Origin of the sequence: Skermania piniformis, assembly GCF_019285775.1 — a bacterium.
Lineage (GTDB): Bacteria > Actinomycetota > Actinomycetes > Mycobacteriales > Mycobacteriaceae > Skermania > Skermania pinensis.
Window position 1 is genome coordinate 2,224,353 of sequence record NZ_CP079105.1, and the last position, 22,881, is coordinate 2,247,233.

Consider the following 22,881-nt stretch of genomic DNA (forward strand, 5'->3'; position numbering starts at 1 on the left):
GCGAAGATCTCCCGAGGTTATGTCGGAAAAAGTTAGCTATGCAGTTGCTGATCCCGGAGTTCGGCCGTTTCTGCTGCCTTTCGCACTAAACTTTGCCGTGCTAAACTTTCAAATGCGGGTGTCGGCGTAACGGCCGTAGGGGTTTTACCGATTTTTCCAGGCAGATCGGTAACTTTTCCGAGATCTGCACTCCGAGCGAGTGACAGACAATGAGTGACAGACAATGAGTCGACCACTCCTCAGACCAGAGCATCCGGAGGATCGTTGTCCCCCACTGCATTGACGAATCGCGTATCGCAGGACGCGCGGCGAACCGCTGTCGACGCCCTTCAGGCGCAGGGTGCGGCGCCGTTCTTCCGGCAGGTCCAGTCGCCGATCGAAGCGACGACGACGGTCGACGGACGTCCGCGGATCATGCTGGCATCGAACAACTACCTGAGCCTGGCCAACCATCCACAGGTGGTGTCGGCCGCCCGCGCCGCAACCACCCGATTCGGTGCGGCGACGCTCGGCAGCAGGCTCTACAGCGGCACGACCGATCTGCACGTCGAGCTGGAGCGCGAACTCGCCGACTGGCACGGCGCCGCGGAGGTCCTGTTCACGACCGGGTACCAGACCAGCGTCGGCACCATCTGCGGTTTGATCGGCGCGGGCGACACGGTGGTGGTCGACTCGGCCATCCACGCGTCGATCCAGGATGGTTGCCGCCTGTCGGGTGCAGCGACCCGGACCTTCCAGCACAACGACGTCGATTCGCTGCGCGAGCAACTGCAGCATGTCGCCGACCGGGGCGGTGCATGTCTCGTCGTGGTCGAGGGTCTTTATTCGATGGAAGGCGACGTGCCCCCGCTGCGCTCGATTGCGGAGGCCTGCCGCGAATACGAGGCGTCGCTGATGGTCGACGAGGCGCACAGTATCGGCCTCTTCGGCGCCGACCGCACCGGCCTGGTATCGCACTACGACGTGGCCGACCTGGTCGAGATCCGGATGGGCACCTTCTCCAAAGCGCTCGCTTCCACCGGCGGTTTCATCGCGGGTTCGACCGAGCTCGTCGACACCCTGCGGGTCAATGCCCGGGCGTTCATCTTCTCCATGTCGGCCGTGCCCGCGGCGGTGGCGTCCGCGCTGGCGGCCGTACGGATCGCGCGCAGCGATGAGGGCGCCGCCCTGGCGGCCCGAGCTGTCGCCAATGCCGATCACCTGCGACAGCTGCTGAGCGATCGGGGAATCACCGGCGGCGGGGTGACGCCGTCGGAATCCGGAACACCCCTGAGCGGTCCGATCGTCTCGATCGAGCTGGGTGAAGAACTCGCCGCGGTCGCGACCTGGAACCGGATCTTCGATGCGGACGTGTTCACCGGCCTGTCCCTTTTTCCCGCGGTGCCGCAGGGCAAGGCGCTGCTACGGCTGAGCGTCATGGCGACACACACCGAAGACCAGCTGGATCGCGTCGCCGCAGTGGTGGGCGCCGCCCTGCAGGACCACCGGACTTCAGAAAAATCTCACTGACCGACCCATCCGAACGGCTCCGACGCACGAACAACTGTCCGGTCGGGCAGTGGCGCCGCGCCATACGGCGGGCGGAGAGAAGGAGAGCTGGCATGGCCGAATTGTGCATTGCCGACGACATCATCGACGTGGTCGCCGCGCTCGCACCGGATCGTGGGGCGCCGGTCACGCCGGATACACAACTGATCGACGGACTCGGATTCGATTCGGCCCGTCGGCTCGAGCTCGGCGAAGCGCTCCAGCGACGCTTCGGTTGCGCAGTCGACGGCGAGCACGGCATCGCCGCCGCCCGGACCGTCGCCGATGTCGTCGCGCTGGTAGTCGAGCAGAAAGACACCGACCTCCGATGAGCCGATTCAGCGAAGAACTTCACCGGGCGATGCACGAGTCGCCGAACGGCCTGGTGACCGGCGAGCCGGACGCTCCGACGTTCCGCCGCTGGTCGGAGGTCTTCGCCACGGCCCAGCGATGGGCAGCCGGCCTCGCCCGGCACGGCGTCGGCCACGGCGACAGCGTCGCCATCCTGGTCGCACAACCGGCCGATGTGGCGCCGCTCATCCAAGCGGTCTGGCTTCGGGGCGCGGTGTTCACGATGCTGCATCAGCCGACTCCGCGGACCGATCTCGAGACCTGGGTCGGCGACACCATCGAGGTCCTCGACATGCTCGACGCCCGATTCGTCGTGGTGGGCACGCCGTTCGAACCGGTCGAATCGCTGCTCACCGACCGGGGCCTCACCGTCCTCGACACCGCGGTACTGGCGGACGACTCGGCGGCCGAGCCGATCCCGACGCAGGTGGAGCAGGTGCCGGTCGCCGAGGACGATCTGGCGATCCTGCAGCTGACCTCGGGCTCGACCGGGACACCCAAGGCGGTCGCGGTATCGCATCGAAACCTGTATCGCAATCACCTCGCCATGGTGGCGGCCTCCGCCGGAACGTCGGCGGATGTCACCGTCAGCTGGCTGCCGCTGTTCCACGACATGGGCATGGTCGGTTTCCTCATCGAGCCGATGATCTGCGGCGGCACGGCCGTCTGCATGACCCCGATGGACTTCCTCACCGCGCCGCTGCTGTGGCCGGAGCTGATCACGAAGTACCGCGGCACCATGACCGCCGCACCCAACTTCGCCTACAGCGTGCTCGCCCGCCGGCTCCGCAGCGCACCGGACGGCGCGTACGACCTGTCCAGTTTGCGTTTCGTGCTCAACGGCGCCGAACCGATCGACATGGCGACCATCGACCTGCTCCTCGAAGCCGGTGGTCGATTCGGTCTGCGTCCGGAAGCCATGGTCGCGGCCTACGGTATGGCCGAGGCGACGCTGGCGGTGTCGTTCAGTCCGTTGGACCAGCCGCTGGCCGCCGAACACGTCGACGTCGAGCGCCTGGAGGTCGATCGGCTCGCCGTTCCCGTCGACGGTCCGGGCACCCGCGCTTTCGTGCCGCTCGGCTCGCCGCTGCCCGGCCTGGAGGCGCGGGTCGTCGACCGGACGCGTTCGGTGGTACCCCATCGCCAGATCGGCGAGATCGAGATCCGCGGCGAAGCGGTCACGCGGCGCTACCTCACCCCGGCCGGCTACCAGCCCGCCGTCGACACCGACGATTGGTTCCCGACCGGCGACCTCGGGTATCTCACCGACGCCGGTGAAGTCGTGATCTCGGGCCGGAAGAAGGATTTGATCATCATCGCCGGCCGCAATCTGTCCCCGGCCGACATCGAGAAGGCGGCCGGCCGGGTGGCGGGCGTCCGCAACGGCGGCACCGCTGCGGTACCGCTGCAAAACGACGGTGGTCGAGAAGACTTCGCCGTCATCGTCGAGTCGGACCAGGTCGACGACGAGGCCGACTGCCTGCGTATCCGGAGCGAGGTGTCGCAGTCGGTCCTCGACCGGATGGGCGCCACACCGGGATCGGTGCTCGTGGTGGCCAAGGGCACCCTGCCGAAGACCCCGTCCGGGAAGATCCGCCGAACCGCTGCACGAGAACTGGTCGAGTCGAGATGAGGCGGTCGTGAGATGAAGACAACCGAGAAATGAAGATAGCTGTCGTCGGTGCCGGTGTCGCGGGCCTGGTGCACGCGCGGATGCTGCGTGCGGTGGGCTTCGAAGTCGTCGTCTTCGAGAAGGCACCGGATGTGGGCGGCGTGTGGAGCGCGACCCGCCGCTACCCCGGATTGCGTACGCAGAACACGAAGAAGACCTATCGGTTCTCCGATCAGGCGCTGCCGACGTCGGTGCCGGAATGTCCGAGCAGTGCGCAGGTGCAGTCCTATCTGGCCGATTACGCGTCGCGCCACCGCATCGACGAATGTCTGCGGCTCGGCACCGAGGTCGAGCACGCCGCCTGGCACGACGACCACGGCTGGACACTGCGGCTGCGAACCCAGGGCCGCCGAGGTGACGGTGGCAGGTCGACCGAGCAGTTCGATCACCTGATCGTCGCCAACGGGGTCTTCCAGCAGCCGAACCTGCCCGATCTGCCCGGCCGCGCCGCATTCGAAGCCGCCGGCGGCCGGGTCTGCCACTCGTCGGAGTTCCACGATCTCGAACTCGCCCGCGGCCGCAACGTCGTGGTCGTCGGCTACGGCAAGTCGGCGTGCGATCTGGCCGTCGCGGTGAGCGAGGTGGCCACCTCGACGACGGTGGTGGCGCGCCGGCTGCTGTGGAAGATGCCGCCTCGGCTGGTCGGCCTGTTCGATTTCGAGGGCCTGGAGTTGACCCGGCAGGGCGAAGCAGGCTTTCTGTACCTGGAACCGAACCGGATCGAACGATTCCTGCACGGTCCCGCGCGACTGCTGTCCGACGCGATCTTCCGGGTCCTGCAACGACTGACGACTCGGCAGCTGGGACTGCGCGAACTCGGACTGGTGCCACACGGCCGGTTCGAAGACATTTCCGACGCGACCGAAAGTCTGGCCACCGAAGGATTTTTCGATCAGGTGCGCCGTGGTCGACTCGACGTGCGCCGAGACCGCTCCCTGGTGCGATTCGATCCGGCCGGGGCGGTCGAGCTGACCGACGGCGGCGCGGTCGCTGCCGACCTGGTGGTGTTCGCCACCGGATTCCGGCAGGACGTTCCGTTCCTGGCCGAGGAGATCCGCCGACAGGTCGTCGACGAGCAGGGCAACTTTCGGCTCTACCGCAACATCGCGCCGATCGGTGTACCGGGGCTGACCTTCGCCGGATACAACTCGTCCGGCATCAGCATGCTCAGTGCGGAGGTGGGCGCGTTGTGGACCACCCACCTGCTGACCGGGCAGCTGGTGCTGCCCCCGGATGCGCAGCTCCGGGCGACGGTCGAGAAAAAGCTGCGCTGGCTCGATGAACGAACCGACGGGAGATTCGCCAGCGGCGCCAGCGTGACCCCGTTCGCCATCCACAACATCGACGAGATGCTCGGTGACCTGAACATGAACCTTTCCGCGGGACGACGTTTCCTCCAGTGGTTCGTCACCGTCCGACCGGGCGACTACCAACGGCTGCTGTGGGATCGACTGCCCGGGGATCAGCGGCGTGGGGATCGGCGGCGCGGAGCTCGACCGGCCGCAGATCAACTACCGGCCGACAGCCGCCGAACGGTGGCCTGAGGTGCGGAACTGGCCGGGCGCCCGGGTACTGATCACCGGCGGCTCCAGCGGTATCGGTCTGGCCACCGCGCGGTTGCTGACCGGGCGCGGCGCCTCGGTCGTGATCGCCGCGCGACGAGCGGATGTGCTGCACAGCGCGGCCCAGGAGCTGGGTCCGTCCGTCCGCACCGCCGTCGTCGATGTCACCGACCGGGCTCGGGTCCGCGGCGTGGTGGACGAGTTGACCGAACACGGGAGCAGCCCGTTCGACGTCGTCGTGATGTCCGCCGGCGACGCGCGACCGGGCCATTTCATGGATCTGGACCACGACGTGTTCCGGAGCATGATGGAGGTCAACTACTTCGGCACCTTGAACACCATCCAGGCGACGGTGCCGGCGATGCTGGAGCGGCGGTCCGGGTCGATCGTGGCGGTATCGTCCGTCGCCGGAATCCTGGGGGTGTTCGGCTACACCGCCTACAGTCCGGCCAAGTTCGCCGTCCGGGGCCTCATGCAATCGCTGCGAGACGAGTTGACCCCGCACGGCATCCACGTCGGGTGCGTTTTCCCCCCCGATGTCGACACCCCGATGTTATTGCAGGAAGCGCGCTTCAAGCCGGCCGAGACGGCTGCGCTCAGCGGGACGATACGGCCGCTGCCGCCGGAGCAGGTCGCGCGAGCTGTCGTCCGCGGCATCGAGCGCCGCCGCTTCGCCATCTACCCGGACCGGAGTACCGGTTTGCTGGCGGCGACGTCGGCACCGCTCGCACCGATCTTTCGGGCCTACTTCGACCGGCAGATCGCCCGAGCACGACGTACCTAGCCCAAAACCGAACCGATGGTGGGCCAGCCCAGCACCGAATCGACCGCGAGGCCGCAGAAAACCACGGCCAGATAATTGTTCGATTGCAGGAACAGCCGTAGCGGCTGCACGGAGTCACCGCGCCGCACCCCGGCGTAGAGCTGATGGGCCATCACCAGGAACCAGCAGCCGGCGACCAGCGCCACCGCCGCGTAGAGCGCGCCCGCCGCGGGCACCAGAGCCAGGGTCGCGAGGACGGTCAACCAGGTGTAGATCACGATCTGCCGGGTGACGGTCTCCTGGCTCGCTACCACCGGCAGCATCGGGACCCCGGCCGCGGCGTAATCCTCCCGGTACCGCATCGCGAGCGCCCAGGTGTGCGGCGGCGTCCAGAAGAAGATCACCGCGAACAGCGCCAGTGCCGGCCACGCGATCGTGCCGGTCACGGCAGCCCAGCCGACCAGAACCGGCATGCAGCCCGCGGCACCACCCCAGACGACGTTCTGCGCAGTCCGCCGCTTGAGCCCGAGCGTGTAGACGAAGACGTAGAACAAGATCGTTACGAGGACGAGCACTGCGGCAAGCAGATTCGCCCGCCACCACAGCCAGCCGAACGATGCCGCCCCGAGCACCAGACCGAAGATCAGGGCGTTGCGCCGCGGCACCGCCTCCCGCGCCAACGGCCGACGCACGGTGCGTTTCATCAGCTTGTCGATGTCGGCGTCGGCGACGCAGTTGAGCGTGTTCGCGCTCGCCGCGCCCAGCCAGCCGCCGAACAACGTGCCGATGATCAGCGCAAAGTCGACCCGACCGCGGTCGGCCAACAGCATCGTGGGGATCGTGGCGACCAGCAGCAGCTCGATCACCCGGGGTTTGGTCAACGCCAGATAAGCCAGCGGTGTGGCGAAGCGACCCGGCGACCGGGTGTCGGCGGCCGCCGCCCGCTGACCTGTCCCCACCACTGGTTCTCCCGCCGCCGCACGAACTACTACGGAGGATGGTAGTCGGCGAACGGCGGTGCGGACGACCGGACCCGGCTCACCGCGTGCTCGCATCGTCTGGGTGAGCCGGAAGACGCCTGCGATCAACTCGGTGGAACTAGTCTGGAAGCAACGCCACCGAACTTCCAGGAGCACGCCTCGTGACCGTGACCGACGACATTCACGCACTCACCCGGCCGGAACATCCGACCGACTGGACCGAGCTGGACACGCGGGCGGTGGATACCGCGCGCGTACTGGCCGCCGACGCCGTGCAGAAGGTCGGCAACGGCCACCCCGGTACCGCGATGAGCCTGGCGCCCTTGGCATACACGCTGTTCCAGCGGGCCATGCGGCACGACCCGAACGACACCCATTGGCTCGGCCGGGACCGGTTCGTCCTGTCCTGCGGCCACTCCAGCCTGACCCTCTACATCCAGCTGTATCTGGGCGGTTTCGGCCTGGAGCTGGCCGACCTCGAGGCGCTGCGCACCTGGGGCTCGAAGACTCCCGGCCATCCGGAGTACCGGCACACCACGGGGGTGGAGATCACCACCGGCCCGCTCGGCCAGGGGCTTGCCTCGGCCGTCGGGATGGCGATGGCGTCGCGGCGCGAGCGCGGCCTGTTCGATCCGGAACCGGCCTGGGGGGACAGCCCGTTCGATCACTACATCTACGTGATCGCCTCCGACGGAGACATCGAGGAGGGCGTCACCTCGGAGGCGTCCTCGCTGGCGGGCACCCAGCAGCTGGGCAACCTGATCGTCTGCTACGACGACAACAAGATCTCCATCGAGCACGACACCGCGATCGCCCTGAACGAGGACGTGCCGGAGCGGTACCGGGCCTACGGCTGGCACGTCCAGGTGGTCGAGGGCGGTGAGAACGTCCGCGGGATCGAGGCGGCGATCGAAGAAGCGAAGTCGGTTACCGACAAGCCGTCGTTCATCGCACTGCGCACGATCATCGGCTATCCCGCGCCACACAAGATGAACACCGGTGGCGTGCACGGCTCCGCCCTGGGTGCGGACGAGGTGGCCGCGACCAAGGAAGTACTCGGCTTCGACCCGACGCAGTTCTTCCAGGTCGCCGCCGACGTGCTGACCCACACCCGGGAGCTGGCCGAGCGCGGCCGCCGGGCGCACGAGGACTGGAACGTCGAATTCGCCGCGTGGGCGCAGCGCGAGCCCGAACGCAAGCAGCTGCTCGACCGGCTGTCGGTGCGAGGAAAGCCGGCGGGCTGGACCGATGCGTTGCCCAGCTGGCAGCCGGGCGACAAGGCGGTGGCGACCCGGTCGGCGTCCGGCGCCGTGCTCACCGCACTCGGCCCGATCCTGCCGGAGCTGTGGGGCGGCTCGGCCGACCTCGCCGGCAGCAACAACACCACGATCAAGGGCGCCGATTCGTTCGGTCCGCCGTCGATCTCGACGTCGGACTGGAACGCCACCTGGTACGGGCGGACGATGCACTTCGGCATCCGCGAGCACGCGATGGCCGCGATCTTGTCCGGCATCGTGCTGCACGGTCCCACCCGGCCGTACGGCGGCACGTTCCTGCAGTTCGCCGACTATATGCGCCCGTCGGTACGGCTGGCCGCGCTGATGAACATCGACCCGACCTACGTCTGGACGCATGACTCGATCGGGCTGGGCGAGGACGGGCCGACCCACCAACCGGTGGAGCATTTCGCCGCGCTGCGCGCGATCCCGAACCTCAGCCTGGTCCGGCCGGCGGATGCGAACGAGACCGCGGCCGCCTGGCGTGCGGTGCTGGATCGGCCCGCCGAATCCGGCCCGGTCGGGCTGGCGCTGACCCGGCAGAACGTGCCGATCCTGGCCGGGACCAGCGCCGAAGGCGTCGCGAAGGGCGGCTATGTGCTGGCCGAGGCGACCGGTGGCGAGCCGGCGGTGTTGATCATCGCGACCGGATCCGAGGTGCAACTCGCGGTCGGCGCCCGGGACCAGCTCGAGCAGGCGGGTACGCCGACCCGGGTGATCTCCATGCCCTGCGTGGAGTGGTTCGACGCCCAGGACCAGGCGTACCGCGACGAGGTGCTACCGCCGGCGGTGGTTGCGCGGGTGTCGGTCGAGGCCGGTATCGCGATGGGTTGGCAACGTTTCGTCGGCGATCGCGGGGTCACCGTCTCGCTCGAGCACTTCGGCGCCTCCGCCGACTACCAAACGCTGTACCGCGAATTCGGCCTCACCGTCGAGGCTGTCGTCGCCGCGGCCCAGCGCTCACTCACCGCCGCGAAGGGATAGCTTCATGTCCGAACAAAACCCCAACCTCGCCGCCTTGTCCGCCGCCGGGGTATCGGTGTGGCTGGACGACCTGTCCCGCGAGCGCATCCAGTCCGGCAACCTGCAGGAGTTGATCGACACCCACAGCGTCGTCGGCGTCACCACCAACCCGACGATCTTCCAGCACGCACTCAGCCACGGCGACAGCTACGCCACCGAGGTGGCCGAGCTGGCCGGTCGCGGGGCGAGTGTCGACGAGCTGATCCGCACGATCACCACCGACGACGTGCGCTCGGCCTGCGACGTGCTGGCGCCGGTGTACGAGGCCACCGGCGGGGTGGACGGCCGGGTATCGATCGAGGTCGATCCGTCGCTCGCGTTCGAGGAGGACAAGACCGTCACCCAGGCGATCGAACTGTGGAAGATCGTCGACCGGCCGAACCTGCTGATCAAGATTCCGGCGACAAAGCCGGGCCTGCCGGCGATCACCCGGGTGATCGCCGAAGGAATCAGCGTGAACGTGACGTTGATCTTCTCGGTGGCCCGCTACCGCGAAGTGATGTCGGCGTACCTGGCCGGCCTGCAGGCGGCGCGCAACACCGGGCACGACCTGTCCCGGATCCACTCGGTGGCGTCGTTCTTCGTGTCCCGGGTGGACACCGAGATCGACAAGCGACTCGACGAGCTGGGCGGCGACGAACGGCTGGCACTGCGCGGCAAGGCGGGGGTGGCCAACGCGGTGCTCGCCTACGCGGCCTACCAAGAAGTGTTCGTCGACGGCGGGGACTTCCCCGAGCTGACCGCGGCGGGCGCGAACGTACAGCGGCCGCTGTGGGCCTCCACCGGGACGAAGAACCCGGATTACTCGGACACGCTCTACGTCACCGACCTGGCCGCTCCGAACACGGTGAACACCATGCCGGAGAAAACTATGCAGGCGTTCGCCGACCACGGCGAGGTGCGCGGCGACGTGGTCTCCGGGCACGCAGCCGAGGCGGCACAGCTGTTCGCGTCGCTGGAGGAAGCCGGGATCGAGATCGGCGACGTCTTCGAGGTGCTGGAGACCGAAGGGGTCGACAAGTTCATGAAATCCTGGCAAGAGCTGCTCGATGCCACGGCGGATACCATGCGGTCCGCGAAGCAGCGCTGACCGTGTCGCCCGACTCCGCGTCGCTCGATTCGGTGCACGCCACTCGGTCGTCGGGCAAGTCGGCGAACCCGCTCCGCGATCCGCGGGACAAGCGGGTGCCGGAGATCGCCGGGCCGTGCAGCTTGGTGATCTTCGGCGTTACCGGCGACCTGGCCCGGAAGAAGCTGCTTCCGGCGATCTACGATCTGGCCAACCGCGGGCTGCTGCCGCCCGAGTTCGCGCTGCTCGGCTTCGCCCGCCGGGACTACGCCCACGAGGATTTCGCCGCCGTGGTCAAGGATGCGGTGGTCGCCCACGCCCGCACCCCGTTTCGAGACGAGGTGTGGGACCGGCTGGCCGAGGGCATCCGGTTCGTCAAGGGCACCTTCGACGACGACGACGCCTTCGACCGGCTCGCCGCGGAGCTGAAACAGCTGGACACCGAACGCGGCACCGGCGGTAATCACGCGTTCTATCTGGCGATTCCGCCGGACACCTTCCCGGTGGTGCTGCGCCAGCTGGAACGCTCCGGACTGTCGCAATCTGGCGACGACCGGTGGCGCCGGGTGGTGATCGAAAAACCGTTCGGGCACGACCTGGACAGCGCCGAGAAACTGAACGCGCTGGTGAATCGGGTGTTCCCGGAAGAAACCGTGTTCCGGATCGACCACTATCTGGGCAAGGAGACGGTGCAGAACATTCTGGCGCTGCGCTTTGCCAACCAGCTGTTCGAGCCGCTGTGGAACGCGCACTACGTCGACCACGTACAGATCACCATGGCCGAGGACATCGGGCTGGGCGGCCGCGCCGGATATTACGACGGAATCGGCGCGGCCCGTGACGTGATCCAGAATCACCTGCTGCAGTTGCTCGCGATCACCGCGATGGAGGAGCCGGTGAGCTTCTCGGCGACCGAACTGCACGCGGAGAAGATCAAGGTGCTCTCGGCGACCCGGCTGGCCGAGCCGTTGGCCGAAACGACGGCCCGAGGCCAGTACGCGGCCGGTTGGCAAGGCAGTGAGAAAGTGGTCGGACTGCTCGACGAGCAGGGATTCTCGCCGGAGTCACGGACCGAAACCTTCGCCGCGATCACCCTGGAGATCGCATCGCGGCGCTGGGCCGGGGTGCCGTTCTATCTGCGCACCGGGAAACGGCTGGGACGGCGGGTGACCGAGATCGCGCTGGTCTTCAAGCGCGCACCGCACCTCCCGTTCGACGCCACGATGACCGCAGAGCTCGGGCAGAACGCGCTGGTCATCCGGGTGCAGCCGGACGAGGGCGTGACCGTGCGGTTCGGCTCGAAGGTGCCCGGGCCGGGGATGGAAGTCCGCGATGTGAACATGGACTTCTCCTACGGGGAGGCATTCACCGAAAACTCCCCCGAGGCCTACGAGCGGCTGATCCTGGATGTGCTGCTGGGCGTGCCGTCGCTGTTCCCGGTGAATGCCGAGGTCGAGCTGTCCTGGAAGATCCTCGATCCGGCGCTGGACTACTGGGCGGCACACGGTGCCCCTGATCCGTACGAGTCGGGCGGCTGGGGCCCCGCGTCGGCCGACGCGATGGTCCGTCGGACCGGCCGGGAATGGCGGCGGCCATGATCGTCGACCTGCCCGATACCGACACCGGTGCGGTGAACAAAAAGCTGCTCGCGCTGCGCGAAGAGGACGGAGTGGTCACCCTCGGCCGGGTGTTGACCCTGGTGATCTGCATCCGGGCCGACGATGCGGAAGAGGCCGCGGCGATCGACGCCGCCGCGGCCGCCGGTCGTGAGCATCCGTGTCGGGTGATCGTGCTGGCCCGCGGACGCAGCGACGCGGCCACCGGGATGGACGCGCAGATCCGGCTCGGCGACGGCGCCTCCGAGGTGGTGGTGCTGCGGTTGCGTGGCGAGCTGCGCGACCATCAGGACAGCGTGGTGATGCCGTTCCTGTTGCCGGACACCCCGGTGGTGGCCTGGTGGCCGGATCACGCGCCGAGTGCGCCGGCCGAAAGCGCGGTGGGCCGGCTGGCGGTGCGCCGGATCACCGACGCGACCAACGCCCGCGACCCGCTGGCAGCGATCCGCAGCCGCCGCGCGGTCTACTCCGCCGGCGATACCGATCTGGCTTGGGCCCGGATCACCCGGTGGCGTGCGCTGCTCACCGCCACACTGGACGAACCGCCGTACGAGCCGGTCACCTCGGTGACCGTATCCGGCCTCCGGGACGAGCCGGCGCTCGATCTGCTGGCCGGCTGGCTGGCCGATCGGCTGCGCTGCCCGGTCCGGCGAGTCGTCGGCGACCTCCGGGTAGACCTGATCCGACCGAGTGAGACCGTGTCGGTCAGTCGGCCGCAGGACGGACCTACCGCAACGCTGAGCCGGTCCGGTCGGCCGGACCGGCTGGTCGCCCTGGCTCGCCGGGAGACTCGGGAATGCCTTGCCGAAGACCTGCGCCGACTCGACGCCGACGAGATCTACGCCGGCGCATTGGACGGATTGGAACGGGTCAGTCATGACTGAAACAACGGTGCGCCGGTTCGCCGACCCGGACGAGGTCGCCGTGGCCGCGGCGGCGCTGTTCCGGAACGTGGTGGTCGCTGCCCAGCGCGCCCGGGGGTCGGCAGCGGTGGTGCTGACCGGCGGTGGCGTAGGGATAGCCACCTTGGCGCAGCTGCGCGACGAACCGGGCGAGGTGGACTGGCGGCAGCTCGACATCTATTGGGGCGACGATCGATTCGTACCCGGCGCGGACCCGGACCGCAACGAGCTGCAGGCACGGCATGCATTGCTGGACCACGTGTCGGTCGACCCCGCCCGGGTACATGCGATCTCGGCATCGGACGGACCGCAGCCGGACCCGGCGGATGCCGCCGCCGCGTACGCGCAGCTCCTGCCCGATCGGTTCGACCTGCACCTGCTCGGCATGGGGCCCGAGGGTCATGTGAATTCGCTGTTCCCGCATACCGATGCCGTGCGGGAGACAGCGCTGTCGGTGGTCGCGGTGACCGACTCGCCGAAGCCGCCGCCGATTCGGGTCACCCTCACCATCCCGGCGATCCGGCGGGCGCACACGGTGTGCCTCACGGTCACCGGGGCGGCCAAGGCGGATGCCGTCGCGGCCGCAATAGGTGGCGCCGACCCGGTCGATGTGCCGGCCGCCGGCGCACAGGGTTCTGCCGAAACCGTGTGGTTGCTGGATCGATCGGCGGCCGGACGACTCTGACGCACCAGTTCGACCCCGACCGACACCCGCGCCCAGCCGACCGGCACCGGCGTATGGAAAGATCATCTTCCGTCGTGACCACCGCAGCGAGTACCCGACCCGGCCGTCACCGCGCGGCCCCCAGCCGGGTCGAGCGGCGGACAACGCGTCGTCCCGAACCCCGGGCACCGATCCGGGACGATCGCAGTTTCCGGGTCGATATCGAGGGTTTACGCGGCATCGCGGTGTTGGCGGTGGTGTTGTTCCACGCCGGCCTCCCCGGGATCGGCGGCGGTTTCGTCGGCGTCGACGTGTTCTTCGTGATCTCCGGATTTCTGATCACCGGGTTGCTCTGGCGCGAGCTGGACAGCTACGGCACGATCCGGCTGGCCCGGTTCTACGCGGCCCGAGCACGACGGCTGCTGCCGGCGGCCTGCGTGGTACTGGTGGCGACCGCCTACGGTGCGATTCTGCTGCTGCCGCCGTTGCGGTTGCGCGACGTCTTGCTCGACGGCGCGGCCAGCGCGCTCTACGTGGGTAACTATCGGTTCGCTATCCAGGGCACGGACTATCTGGCGGCGGACGCGCCGCCGTCGCCGTTCCAGCACTACTGGTCGTTGTGCGTGGAGGAACAGTTCTACCTGCTGTGGCCGGCGATCCTGATCGCGGTGGCCTGGCTGATCCGGCGCGCCGCTCGACCGCGCACCGGCCAGCACGGCCGGACCAGCCATCGCGCCCGCCGAACCGACGTCCGGAGTCGCTGCCTGTACACCCTCGCCGCGATCGGGCTGCTGTCGTTCCTCGCGGATCTGGCGACCACGACGAACCTGCCGCCGTGGGCGTTCTTCTCCCTCCCCACCCGGGCCTGGGAACTGGCGATCGGCGGCGCGGTTGCGCTCACCGCATGGCGCTGGCGGGAACTCGCGCCGGCGGCTTTGCGTGCGCTGGGCTGGGCCGGCCTGGCGCTGATCGCGCTGGCCTGCCTGGTGCTCGACGAATCCACGCCGTACCCGGGAACGGCGGCGTTGCTGCCCACCGTCGGGACCGCGCTGGTGATCGTATCCGGCTGCGGCCGAACGATGTCCGATGCCGGTCGGATTCTGGCCACGCCGGCGTTGCGGACCACCGGGCGGCTGTCCTACTCGCTCTACCTGTGGCATTGGCCGGTGTTGCTGCTGGCTCCGGCCGCGCTCGAGCGCGACCTCGGGTTGTCCGAGCGGATCATCGCGGTGGCCGTCGCCGTCGGATTGGCCGCGTTGACCATGCAGTTCGTCGAGAAGCCGGTCCGGTATGCGGCCGCGCTGCGCGCCTCACCGGCGGCCGGCCTGGCGGTCGGCGGCGTCGCCACCGCGATCGCGTTGAGCACCACGCTGGTCTTGGCGGTCGCCGGGCCGACGCCGGTCGGACACGGCGCCGCCGCACCGTCGGTGACCATCGCGGCACCCGCGCCCACCCAACCGGCCGCCGGAGCCGCGGCCGCACCGGCACCCAACACGCTGGTAGAGCAGCTGACCGCGCAGGTACAGGCGGCGGTCGCCGCCTCGGCGGGGGCACGTCCGGTGCCGTCGAACCTGTCCCCCGCGCTTGCCGACGCCGCCGGCGACAAACCGGCCGTCTTCACCAACGGCTGTGTCCGCTCCTGGCTGGATCTGGGCCAACCCGAGTGCGGCACCGGCGTGACCCGGTCGACGACCACCGTCGCCCTGGTCGGTGATTCACATGCCGCGATGTGGCAACCGGCGCTGGAGTTGATCGCCGACCGGCGACAGTGGCGATTGGAGACGATGGCCAAGGTCACCTGCCCGTTGATGGACCTGCCGATCACCAGCCCGTATCTCGGGCGCACGTACACCGAATGCGAACGGTGGCGCGCCGACGTGCTCGCCCGGCTGCGGGCGGAACGACCGAAGCTGGTGGTGCTCGGGATGTCCCGGCGCTACGGCGGCGACTTCGGCTTCGTCAGCTACGACCGGGCGTGGCAGGACACGCTGGGTCGGCTGGTCGCCGAACTCCGCGCGGCGGGCTCGGCGGTGCTCGTGCTCGGTCCGGTGCCCGACCCGCATTCGATCGTGCCCACCTGCCTGTCCGCCCACCCGGACAACGCGTCGGCCTGTGCCCCGACCCGGCCGGTAGCGGTGAACGATGCCGGGATCGCGAACGAGACGACCGCCGTATCATCGGCGGGCGGCCGGTACGCCGATCTCACCCAGCTGTTCTGCACCGCGGAGCAGTGCCCGGTGATCGTCGGCAACAACCTGGTCTACCGGGACGACAACCACCTCACGGTGGAGTACGCGCGCACCTTGACGTCGGTGATCGAAGCACTGGCCGATCGCGCGCTCGCACCTGCCTGAGCAGCAGCGACTCACGTCCGACTCGCCCGGCCGGTTCGGCGACCACCGGATCTGCCACCGGCACAGACTGCGGCGCGCCCGCCTCGACAACCTTCCGGCGCTCGGCGGCGGCCTACTCGACATCCTCGAACAGCTGGCATATCCCCCACCCCTTTCACCTCTTCCGACGGTGCAGGGTGGGCGACGGTTCCCGGGGTAACGCAGGCCGCTAGGCGAACTTGATCTCCAAGCCGATCCCGATGATCGCGATGAACCAGATCATGCCGGTGAAAACGGTGAGCCGGTCCAGGTTGCGCTCCACCACGGTAGAACCGGCCGCACTGGACTGGACGCCGCCACCGAACAAGCTGGACAAGCCGCCGCCTTTGGCCCGGTGCAGCAGCACCAGCAGCACCAGCAGCACGCTGGTGACCACCAGTGTGATGTCCAGAAACGTCTTCATGGCGGTCAGTCTAACGACGCCGGAACCAGGGCCGGGGTGCACCCTTCGGCGTGGCAGGCTCGACGCATGACGGATCCCACGGCGATCGGTACGGCGGGTGGCTCCGCGGACCGACCGGCCACGTTCTTCGCCGGGCCGGACGAGTTCCGCCGGTGGCTGACGACGTACCACGCAACCGCGACTGATCTATGGATGGGGCTGTACAAGAAGCACGTGCCCGATCGCGGCCTGACCTGGCACCAGGCCGTACCCGAGGCATTGTGTTTCGGGTGGATCGACTCGGTGGTACAGCGGATCGACGACGACGCGGTGCGGCAACGCTGGACACCACGACGGCCGGGCAGCAATTGGTCGGCGGTCAACATCGAGCATGTCGCCCGGCTCACCGCCGAAGGCCGGATGCAGCCCGCCGGGCTCGCCGCGTTCGAACGGCGGCGTGCGGACCGATCCGGCGTGTACTCCTACGAAAACCCGCCGGGCGAGCTGCCGCCCGACTATGCCGGACGGCTGGCCGCCGACCCGGCGGCCGGCGCATTCTGGGCGGCGGCCACCGCTTCCTACCGGCGCGTCGCGATCAACTGGGTCAACACCGCCAAGCAGCAGGCCACCCGGGACAAGCGGATGGCGCAGCTGATCGCCGACAGTGCGGCCGGGCGGCTGATCCCGTCGCAGCGCTACGGCGTCGCGCCGACCTGGGTCGAACGGGCCGCCGCCGCTGCGCGTGCGGCGGGCGAGCTACCCTGAGTTACGCAGCGCCGTCGCCAGCCCGTTCATCGTGAGCAGGATGCCCCGCTTGACCAGTTCGTGGTCGTCACCGGCCCGATACCGGCGCAACAGTTCCACCTGCATCTGGTTCAGCGGCTCCAGGTAGGGGAAGCGGTTACGGACCGATGCGGCCAGGTTCGGATTATCGGCGAGCAGGTGGTCGCTACCGGTGATCGCGGCGTGCATCGCGATCGTGCGGGCGTGTTCCTTGCTGATCATGCCGAAGATCCGATCCCGTAGCTCTCGGTCGGCCACCAGGTCGGCGTAGCGGGCGGCGATCGCCAGGTCCGATTTCGCCATCACCTGCGCCAGGTTGGACAGCACGGTTCGGAAGAACGGCCAGCGCCGGTAGAGATCCGACAGCTGCGTCAGCTTGTCCGCGTCGCCGTCCACCCACTCCTCGAACGCGGACCCGGTGCCGTACCAACCGGGCAGCATCACCCGGCACTGGCTCCACGACATCACCCACGGGATAGCGCGCAGGTCGTAGACCGAATTGGTCGGTTTGCGCGACGCCGGGCGGCTGCCGATGTTCAGTTCACCGACCTCGGCTACGGGCGTGGACTGACGGAAGTATTCGACGAATCCCGGCTCGGCATGCACCAGCCGGCCGTACGCGGTCCGGGCCCGTGCGGCCAGGTCGTCCAGCAGCGCGTAGGCCGGCTCGGCGTCGGCGCCCAGGCCCTCGACGTCGAGCAGAGTCGATTCCAGCGTTCCCGCCACCAGCGACTCCAGGTTGCGGTACGCGCGGGTGCGGTCGGCGTACTTCGCGGCGATCACCTCCCCCTGCTCGGTGAGTCGGAGCGACCCGCGGACCGCACCGGCCGGCTGGGCCAGGATCGCCTCGTAGCTGGGTCCACCGCCCCGGCCTACCGTGCCACCCCGGCCGTGGAACAGCCGTAACCGGATTCCGGTCTTGCGCGCGGCCTCCACCAGGTTCAGCTCGGCCCGGTACAGCGCCCAGTTCGCGGCCAGGTAACCGCCGTCCTTGTTCGAGTCCGAATAGCCCAGCATCACCTCCTGCTGCATCCCGCGCGATTGCACCAAGGCGCGGTACTCGGGCACCGCCAACGTCGCGGTCAGGGTGGCAGCGCCCTGCTGCAGGTCCTCGATCGTCTCGAACAGCGGGACGATGCCCACCGGCGAGTACGGCCCGGTACCGCCGTCGCGGAGGTCGGCGGCCGGATCGAGGATGCCGGCCTCTTTCAGCAGCAGCGCTGCTTCCAGCATGTCGCTGACCGACGTGCACATGCTGATGATGTAGTTCGGCACGCTGTCCGGGCCGAGATCGTCGATCGCCTGCTTCGCCGCCCGTACGATCGCCAGTTCCTTACCGGCCAGTTCCGACAGGTCCGCGTCCGGCTTGGTCAGCGGCCGGCGGGTGCGCAGCTCGGCCGCCAGCAGTGCCACCCGGTCCGGCTCGGCCAAGCCGACATAGTCGGGATGGGTGCCCGACCACGCGAACAACTCGGCGACGACCTGCTCGTGGGTCTCCGAATTCTGCCGCATGTCCAGCCCACTGAGGTGGAATCCGAACGTCTCGACCATTCGGCGCAATGCGGCCAGGCGTTCGTCGGCGATGATCCCGTCACCGGCCGCGCGCAACGATGCGTCGACCGTGTCCAGGTCGTCGAGGAACGCTTGCGGACTGTCGTAGGGCGGCACGCCGCCGTCGTCGACCGCGGCCCGCGGAATGTCGTCCACCGCCCGTCGCGCGGTCGCGGTGAGTCGGGCCCGGATGTGATGGAAGGCACGTCGATACGGCTCGTCGGTACGGCTGGCGCCGAGATCTGCGCTGGCGCCGGCCAACGCGGCGAGCCCGGCGGTGATCGGCGCCAATCGGGCCGACTGCCCGGAGGTCTTCTCCAGCTCCAACAGCTCGTCGGCGTAACGCTCGAACGCGACGCCGGCGGCCCGGTGGGTCGCCGTGTGGACGACCTCGGCGGTGACGTTCGGGTTTCCGTCCCGGTCGCCGCCGATCCAGGAGCCGGGTCGGACGATCGGGCGGGGCAACAGCTCGGCGTCCGGCCATCGTCCCCGGAGATGATCACGCACGTCGGCGTTGAGTGCCGGCACCACATCCAGCAGCGTGCGGTCGTAGTACCGCAGACCCTCGGCGATCTCGTCCTGGATCCGCAGTCGAGACAGCCGGATCAGCGCGGTGCGCCAGAGCGCGAGCACGCGGCGGCGAATCTGCAGGTCCAACTCGGCGCCCGGGTGCGCACCGGTGCGTGCTCGCAGCAGCTCGAGAATGTCGCTCTGCAGGTCGAACACGGTGCGTCGGCGCGTCTCGGTGGGATGGGCGGTGATCACCGGCGCGACCAGGGCATCGCCGAGCGCATCGGCCACCTGGTCCGCCGACAGCTGCGCGGCGTCCAACTTGAGATAGGTCGCGGCCAGGCTGGACTCCTGCGGTGGTTTCCCGGCCTCGGCCTCGGCGGCAGCGCGGCGTTCCAGCGACAGGTCCTCGGCGAGGTTGGCGAGCAGGACGAAGTGCGAGAATGCCCGAATCACCGGGATCGCGACGCTGACGTCGAGGTCGCGGACCAGGTCGGCGACCGCACTGCGGTCCACCTCGGACCGGCGAATCCGGAACGACTCGACTCGGGCCCGTTCGACCAGGTCGAATACGTCCTGGCCTTCGGCCGCGCGGATCGTGTCGCCCAGAATGCCGCCCAGGTAGCGGATGTCGGCGCGCAGCAACTCTTGCGGATCCGAAAGGTACATGCGGAGCAGTATCGCCCGGCACCGGCGGCCCCGCAGCGCGACGGCACCGAACGTTCGAACACCCCTGACGAAGCGGCACGCCGTCCGGCATGCGGCACCGTCAGGGGTGTCGGAAACGGATCAGGGCAAGCGGTTCACGGGAGCGGGCCGCCGGCGGCGATCGCGCTGAGCGCGGCGAACTCGTCGCCCTGCAGCGACGCTCCGCCGACCAATGCGCCGTCCACATCCGGCTCGGCCACGATCTCACCGACATTCTTCGCGTTCACCGAGCCGCCGTAGAGCACCCGAACCGAGGCGGCGACCTGTGGGTTCGCCAGCTCAGCCAGCTCGGCCCGGATCGCCGAGCAGACCTCTTGCGCGTCCCGCGGGGTGGCAACCTTGCCGGTGCCGATCGCCCACACCGGTTCGTAGGCGATCACCACCTTGGCGACGTCGTCGGCCGACAGCCCGGCCAGCGAACCACGCAGCTGGGCCAGGTTGTAGTCGACCTGATCGCCGGCCTCGCGCACCTCGAGCCCCTCGCCGATGCAGACGATCGGGGTGAGCCCGACCGCCAACGCCGCCGTGGTCTTCGCCAGCACCGCCGCGTCGTCCTCGGCGTGGTACCGACGTCGTTCGGAGTGGCCGACGACCACCCAGGTGCAGCCCAGCTTCGCCAGCATCGGCCCGCTGATCTCGCCGGTGTAGGCACCCGAGGTGTGCACCGAGATGTCCTGCGCACCATAGCTGAGCAATAGCTTGTCGCCCTCGATCAGCGTCTGCACGCTGCGCAGATCGGTGAACGGCGGGAGTACCGCGACGTCGACCTTGTCGAAGTACTTCGCCGGCAACGCAAATGCGATCTTCTGCACCAGCGCGATCGCCTCGAGATGGTTCAGGTTCATCTTCCAGTTGCCGGCGATCAGGGGCTTGCGTGCCACCTATGCCTCCAATATCGCTAGACCCGGAAGTTCCTTGCCCTCCAGGTATTCCAGCGACGCTCCGCCGCCGGTGGAAATGTGCGAGAAGCCGTCCTCGGGCAATCCCAGCAGACGTACCGCGGCTGCCGAGTCGCCGCCACCGACCACGCTGAACGCACCCTTGGCGGTCGCCCCGATGATCGCTTCGGCAACCCCCTTCGTGCCGGCGGCGAACGCGTCGAACTCGAACACGCCCATCGGCCCGTTCCAGAAGATGGTCCGGGCGCTGCCGAGGACGGCGGCGAACCGAGCCACCGATTCGGGCCCGATGTCGAGACCCATCCAGCCGTCCGGAATCTCTTCCGCCGACACCGTCTTCGTCTGGGCGTCGGCCGCGAAGGCATCCGCGACGACGATGTCCCGCGGCAGATGGATCACGTCGGCGTAGCGGTCCAACAGGCCGGCGCAGGTGTCGACCATCTCCTCTTGCAGCAGTGAGGTGCCTACCGAATATCCTTGCGCGGCAAGGAAGGTAAAGCACATTCCGCCGCCGATGACCAGGGTGTCGACCTTCGGCGCGAGCGCCTCGATCACCGCGAGCTTGTCCGACACCTTCGAGCCACCGAGCACCACCGCATAGGGCTGTTCCGGCTGGTCGGTCAGGCGGCGGAGCACCTCGACCTCGGTCGCGACCAGCGAGCCGGCGTAGGACGGCAGCACCTTGGCGATGTCGTACACCGACGCCTGCTTGCGATGCACCACGCCGAACCCGTCGGAGACGAACACCCCGCCGTCGGTCAGTTCGGCCAGTGCGCCGGCCAGCGCTTCCCGCTCGGCCTCGTCCTTGCTGGTCTCCCGCGGGTCGAAACGCACGTTCTCCAACAGCAATACGTCGCCCTCGGTCAAGCCCTCGGCGCGGGCGAGCGCGTCCTGCCCGACCACATCACCGGCCAGCTGCACGTTGCGACCGAGCACCTTGCCGAGCTCGGCCGCAACCGGCGCCAACGAGTACGCCGGATCCGGCGCACCGCTCGGCCGACCCAGATGCGCGGTGACGATCACCCGCGCCCCGGCTTCCATCAGCGCGCGGAGTGTCGGCGCAGAAGCGATGATCCGGCCCGGATCGGTGATCGCGCCGTTCTCGTCCAGCGGAACATTGAGATCGGAGCGGACGAGCACGGTCCGGCCGGACACGTCCGCACCGAGGAGGTCCTGCAGTGTCTTGACGGGCACGGCGCTACAGCGACTTCGCGACGAGGCCGATCAGGTCGACCAGTCGGTTCGAGTAGCCCCACTCGTTGTCGTACCAGGACACCACCTTCACCTGATCCTCGATCGCCTTGGTCAGCGGAGCATCGAAAATGCTCGACGCCGGGTCGGTGACGATATCGCTGGACACGATCGGGTCGGTGTTGTACTTCAAGATGCCCCGCAGCGGCCCTTCGGCAGCGGCCTGCATCGCGGCGTTCACCTCGTCCACGCCGGCAACCTTCGCCAGATTCACCGTCAGATCGGTGACCGAGCCGGTCGGGATCGGCACCCGCAGCGCGTAGCCGTCCAGCTTGCCCTGCAGCTGCGGCAGGACCAGGCCGATCGCCTTGGCCGCCCCGGTGCCGGTCGGTACCACGTTCAGCGCGGCGGCGCGCGCCCGACGCAGATCGGCATGCGGGCCGTCCTGCAGGTTCTGGTCCTGGGTGTAGGCATGGATCGTCGTCATCAGACCCTTGGTGATGCCGAACGAGTCGTCGAGCACCTTCGCGATCGGGCCGAGGCAGTTCGTGGTGCAGGACGCATTGGAAATGATGTTCTGCGAACCGTCGTAACGGTCGTCGTTGACGCCCATCACGATGGTGATGTCCTCACCCTTGGCCGGCGCCGAGATGATCACCTTCTTCGCGCCCGCGGCGAGGTGGCCCTTGGCCTTGGCGGCGTCGGTGAAGATGCCGGTCGACTCGACCACGACATCCACGCCGAGCTCGCCCCACGGCAGCTCCGCCGGACCGGCCTTGACCTCGAGCGCATTGATCCGCCGGTCGCCGACCACGATCGTGTCTTCACCGTCGAGCGAGACGTCGTCGGCCAGCCGACCGAGGATCGAGTCGTACTTCAACAGCTGCGCCAGCGTCGCATTGTCGGTCAGATCGTTGACCGCGACGATCTCGATATCGGTCGTGCCGAGCGCCTTCTGCGCCTCCACCGCCCGGAAGAAATTTCGGCCGATTCGGCCGAAGCCGTTCACTCCTACGCGCACCGTCACCGTGGCTCCTTGCTGTTCGGCTCTGACGAGG

The 22,881-nt window shown here is 68.6% G+C and carries 18 protein-coding genes; 12 read left to right on the forward strand and 6 right to left on the reverse strand.

Annotated elements, in window-relative coordinates:
- The first annotated feature begins 264 nt into the window (after positions 1-264).
- The 5 genes from KV203_RS10360 to KV203_RS10380 all read left to right on the forward strand — a co-directional run bounded on the left by KV203_RS10360 (position 265) and on the right by KV203_RS10380 (position 5,896).
- The gene (locus tag KV203_RS10360) at positions 265-1,509 is read left to right on the forward strand and encodes an aminotransferase class I/II-fold pyridoxal phosphate-dependent enzyme (RefSeq protein WP_066469708.1); all 1,245 of its coding nucleotides are present in this window, start codon (positions 265-267) and stop codon (positions 1,507-1,509) included.
- A gap of 92 nt (positions 1,510-1,601) precedes the next feature.
- A complete protein-coding gene (locus KV203_RS10365) occupies positions 1,602-1,859 on the forward strand; it encodes an acyl carrier protein (protein WP_066469706.1) in 258 nt (85 codons plus the stop codon).
- Positions 1,856-3,511: a fatty acyl-AMP ligase gene (locus tag KV203_RS10370; protein WP_066469699.1), complete on the forward strand. Its 1,656-nt coding sequence runs from the start codon at positions 1,856-1,858 to the stop codon at positions 3,509-3,511. The genes KV203_RS10365 and KV203_RS10370 overlap by 4 nt, the downstream gene beginning before the upstream one ends.
- A 29-nt stretch (positions 3,512-3,540) precedes the next feature.
- The gene (locus KV203_RS10375) at positions 3,541-5,094 is read left to right on the forward strand and encodes a flavin-containing monooxygenase (RefSeq protein ID WP_066469698.1); all 1,554 of its coding nucleotides are present in this window, start codon (positions 3,541-3,543) and stop codon (positions 5,092-5,094) included.
- Between the two features lies 1 nt (position 5,095).
- Positions 5,096-5,896, forward strand: a complete 801-nt coding sequence (locus KV203_RS10380) for an SDR family oxidoreductase (RefSeq protein WP_169797494.1) — start codon at positions 5,096-5,098, stop codon at positions 5,894-5,896.
- Here the strand turns inward: KV203_RS10380 and KV203_RS10385 are convergent.
- The gene (locus tag KV203_RS10385) at positions 5,893-6,834 is read right to left on the reverse strand and encodes a heme o synthase (RefSeq protein ID WP_066469692.1); all 942 of its coding nucleotides are present in this window, start codon (positions 6,832-6,834) and stop codon (positions 5,893-5,895) included. The two genes, KV203_RS10380 and KV203_RS10385, sit on opposite strands and share 4 nt — an antisense overlap.
- A gap of 182 nt (positions 6,835-7,016) precedes the next feature.
- Here KV203_RS10385 and tkt point away from each other — a divergent pair, with 182 nt between their 5' ends.
- The 6 genes from tkt to KV203_RS10415 are packed head-to-tail and all read left to right on the forward strand — an operon-like array spanning position 7,017 to position 15,760.
- Positions 7,017-9,116 (forward strand): transketolase, encoded by a 2,100-nt coding sequence (gene tkt, locus KV203_RS10390; RefSeq protein WP_066469689.1) that lies wholly within the window; start codon positions 7,017-7,019, stop codon positions 9,114-9,116.
- Between the two features lie 4 nt (positions 9,117-9,120).
- A complete protein-coding gene (tal, locus tag KV203_RS10395; protein ID WP_066469686.1) occupies positions 9,121-10,245 on the forward strand; it encodes a transaldolase in 1,125 nt (374 codons plus the stop codon).
- 32 nt (positions 10,246-10,277) lie between these two features.
- Positions 10,278-11,822 (forward strand): glucose-6-phosphate dehydrogenase, encoded by a 1,545-nt coding sequence (zwf, locus tag KV203_RS10400; RefSeq protein WP_066470115.1) that lies wholly within the window; start codon positions 10,278-10,280, stop codon positions 11,820-11,822.
- Positions 11,819-12,724 carry a glucose-6-phosphate dehydrogenase assembly protein OpcA gene (opcA, locus tag KV203_RS10405; RefSeq protein WP_066470118.1) on the forward strand — a complete coding sequence of 302 codons (906 nt, stop codon included), beginning with the start codon at positions 11,819-11,821 and terminating at the stop codon, positions 12,722-12,724. The genes zwf and opcA overlap by 4 nt, the downstream gene beginning before the upstream one ends.
- Entirely contained in the window at positions 12,717-13,427 is a 711-nt protein-coding gene (pgl, locus tag KV203_RS10410; RefSeq protein ID WP_066469683.1) for a 6-phosphogluconolactonase, read from the forward strand. The genes opcA and pgl overlap by 8 nt, the downstream gene beginning before the upstream one ends.
- Before the next feature lie 53 nt (positions 13,428-13,480).
- Complete coding sequence (locus KV203_RS10415) at positions 13,481-15,760, forward strand: acyltransferase family protein (RefSeq protein WP_066469680.1); 2,280 nt, start codon at positions 13,481-13,483, stop codon at positions 15,758-15,760.
- A 208-nt stretch (positions 15,761-15,968) separates the two neighbouring features.
- Here KV203_RS10415 and secG read toward each other — a convergent pair whose 3' ends face one another.
- Positions 15,969-16,202, reverse strand: a complete 234-nt coding sequence (secG, locus tag KV203_RS10420; protein ID WP_066469677.1) for a preprotein translocase subunit SecG — start codon at positions 16,200-16,202, stop codon at positions 15,969-15,971.
- A gap of 66 nt (positions 16,203-16,268) precedes the next feature.
- Here secG and KV203_RS10425 point away from each other — a divergent pair, with 66 nt between their 5' ends.
- Positions 16,269-16,946, forward strand: coding sequence for a YdeI/OmpD-associated family protein (locus KV203_RS10425; protein WP_066469675.1), 678 nt, complete (start codon positions 16,269-16,271; stop codon positions 16,944-16,946).
- On the opposite strand, the gene ppc is transcribed toward KV203_RS10425, so the two are convergent.
- The 4 genes from ppc to gap form a co-directional block, all read right to left on the reverse strand.
- Entirely contained in the window at positions 16,938-19,694 is a 2,757-nt protein-coding gene (gene ppc, locus KV203_RS10430) for a phosphoenolpyruvate carboxylase (RefSeq protein WP_083530001.1), read from the reverse strand. The two genes, KV203_RS10425 and ppc, sit on opposite strands and share 9 nt — an antisense overlap.
- Positions 19,695-19,828: 134 nt before the next feature.
- Positions 19,829-20,614, reverse strand: coding sequence for a triose-phosphate isomerase (gene tpiA, locus KV203_RS10435; protein ID WP_066469671.1), 786 nt, complete (start codon positions 20,612-20,614; stop codon positions 19,829-19,831).
- The gene (locus tag KV203_RS10440; protein WP_066469669.1) at positions 20,615-21,826 is read right to left on the reverse strand and encodes a phosphoglycerate kinase; all 1,212 of its coding nucleotides are present in this window, start codon (positions 21,824-21,826) and stop codon (positions 20,615-20,617) included.
- A 4-nt stretch (positions 21,827-21,830) separates the two neighbouring features.
- Entirely contained in the window at positions 21,831-22,850 is a 1,020-nt protein-coding gene (gene gap / locus KV203_RS10445; protein ID WP_066469667.1) for a type I glyceraldehyde-3-phosphate dehydrogenase, read from the reverse strand.
- Positions 22,851-22,881 lie beyond the last annotated feature (31 nt).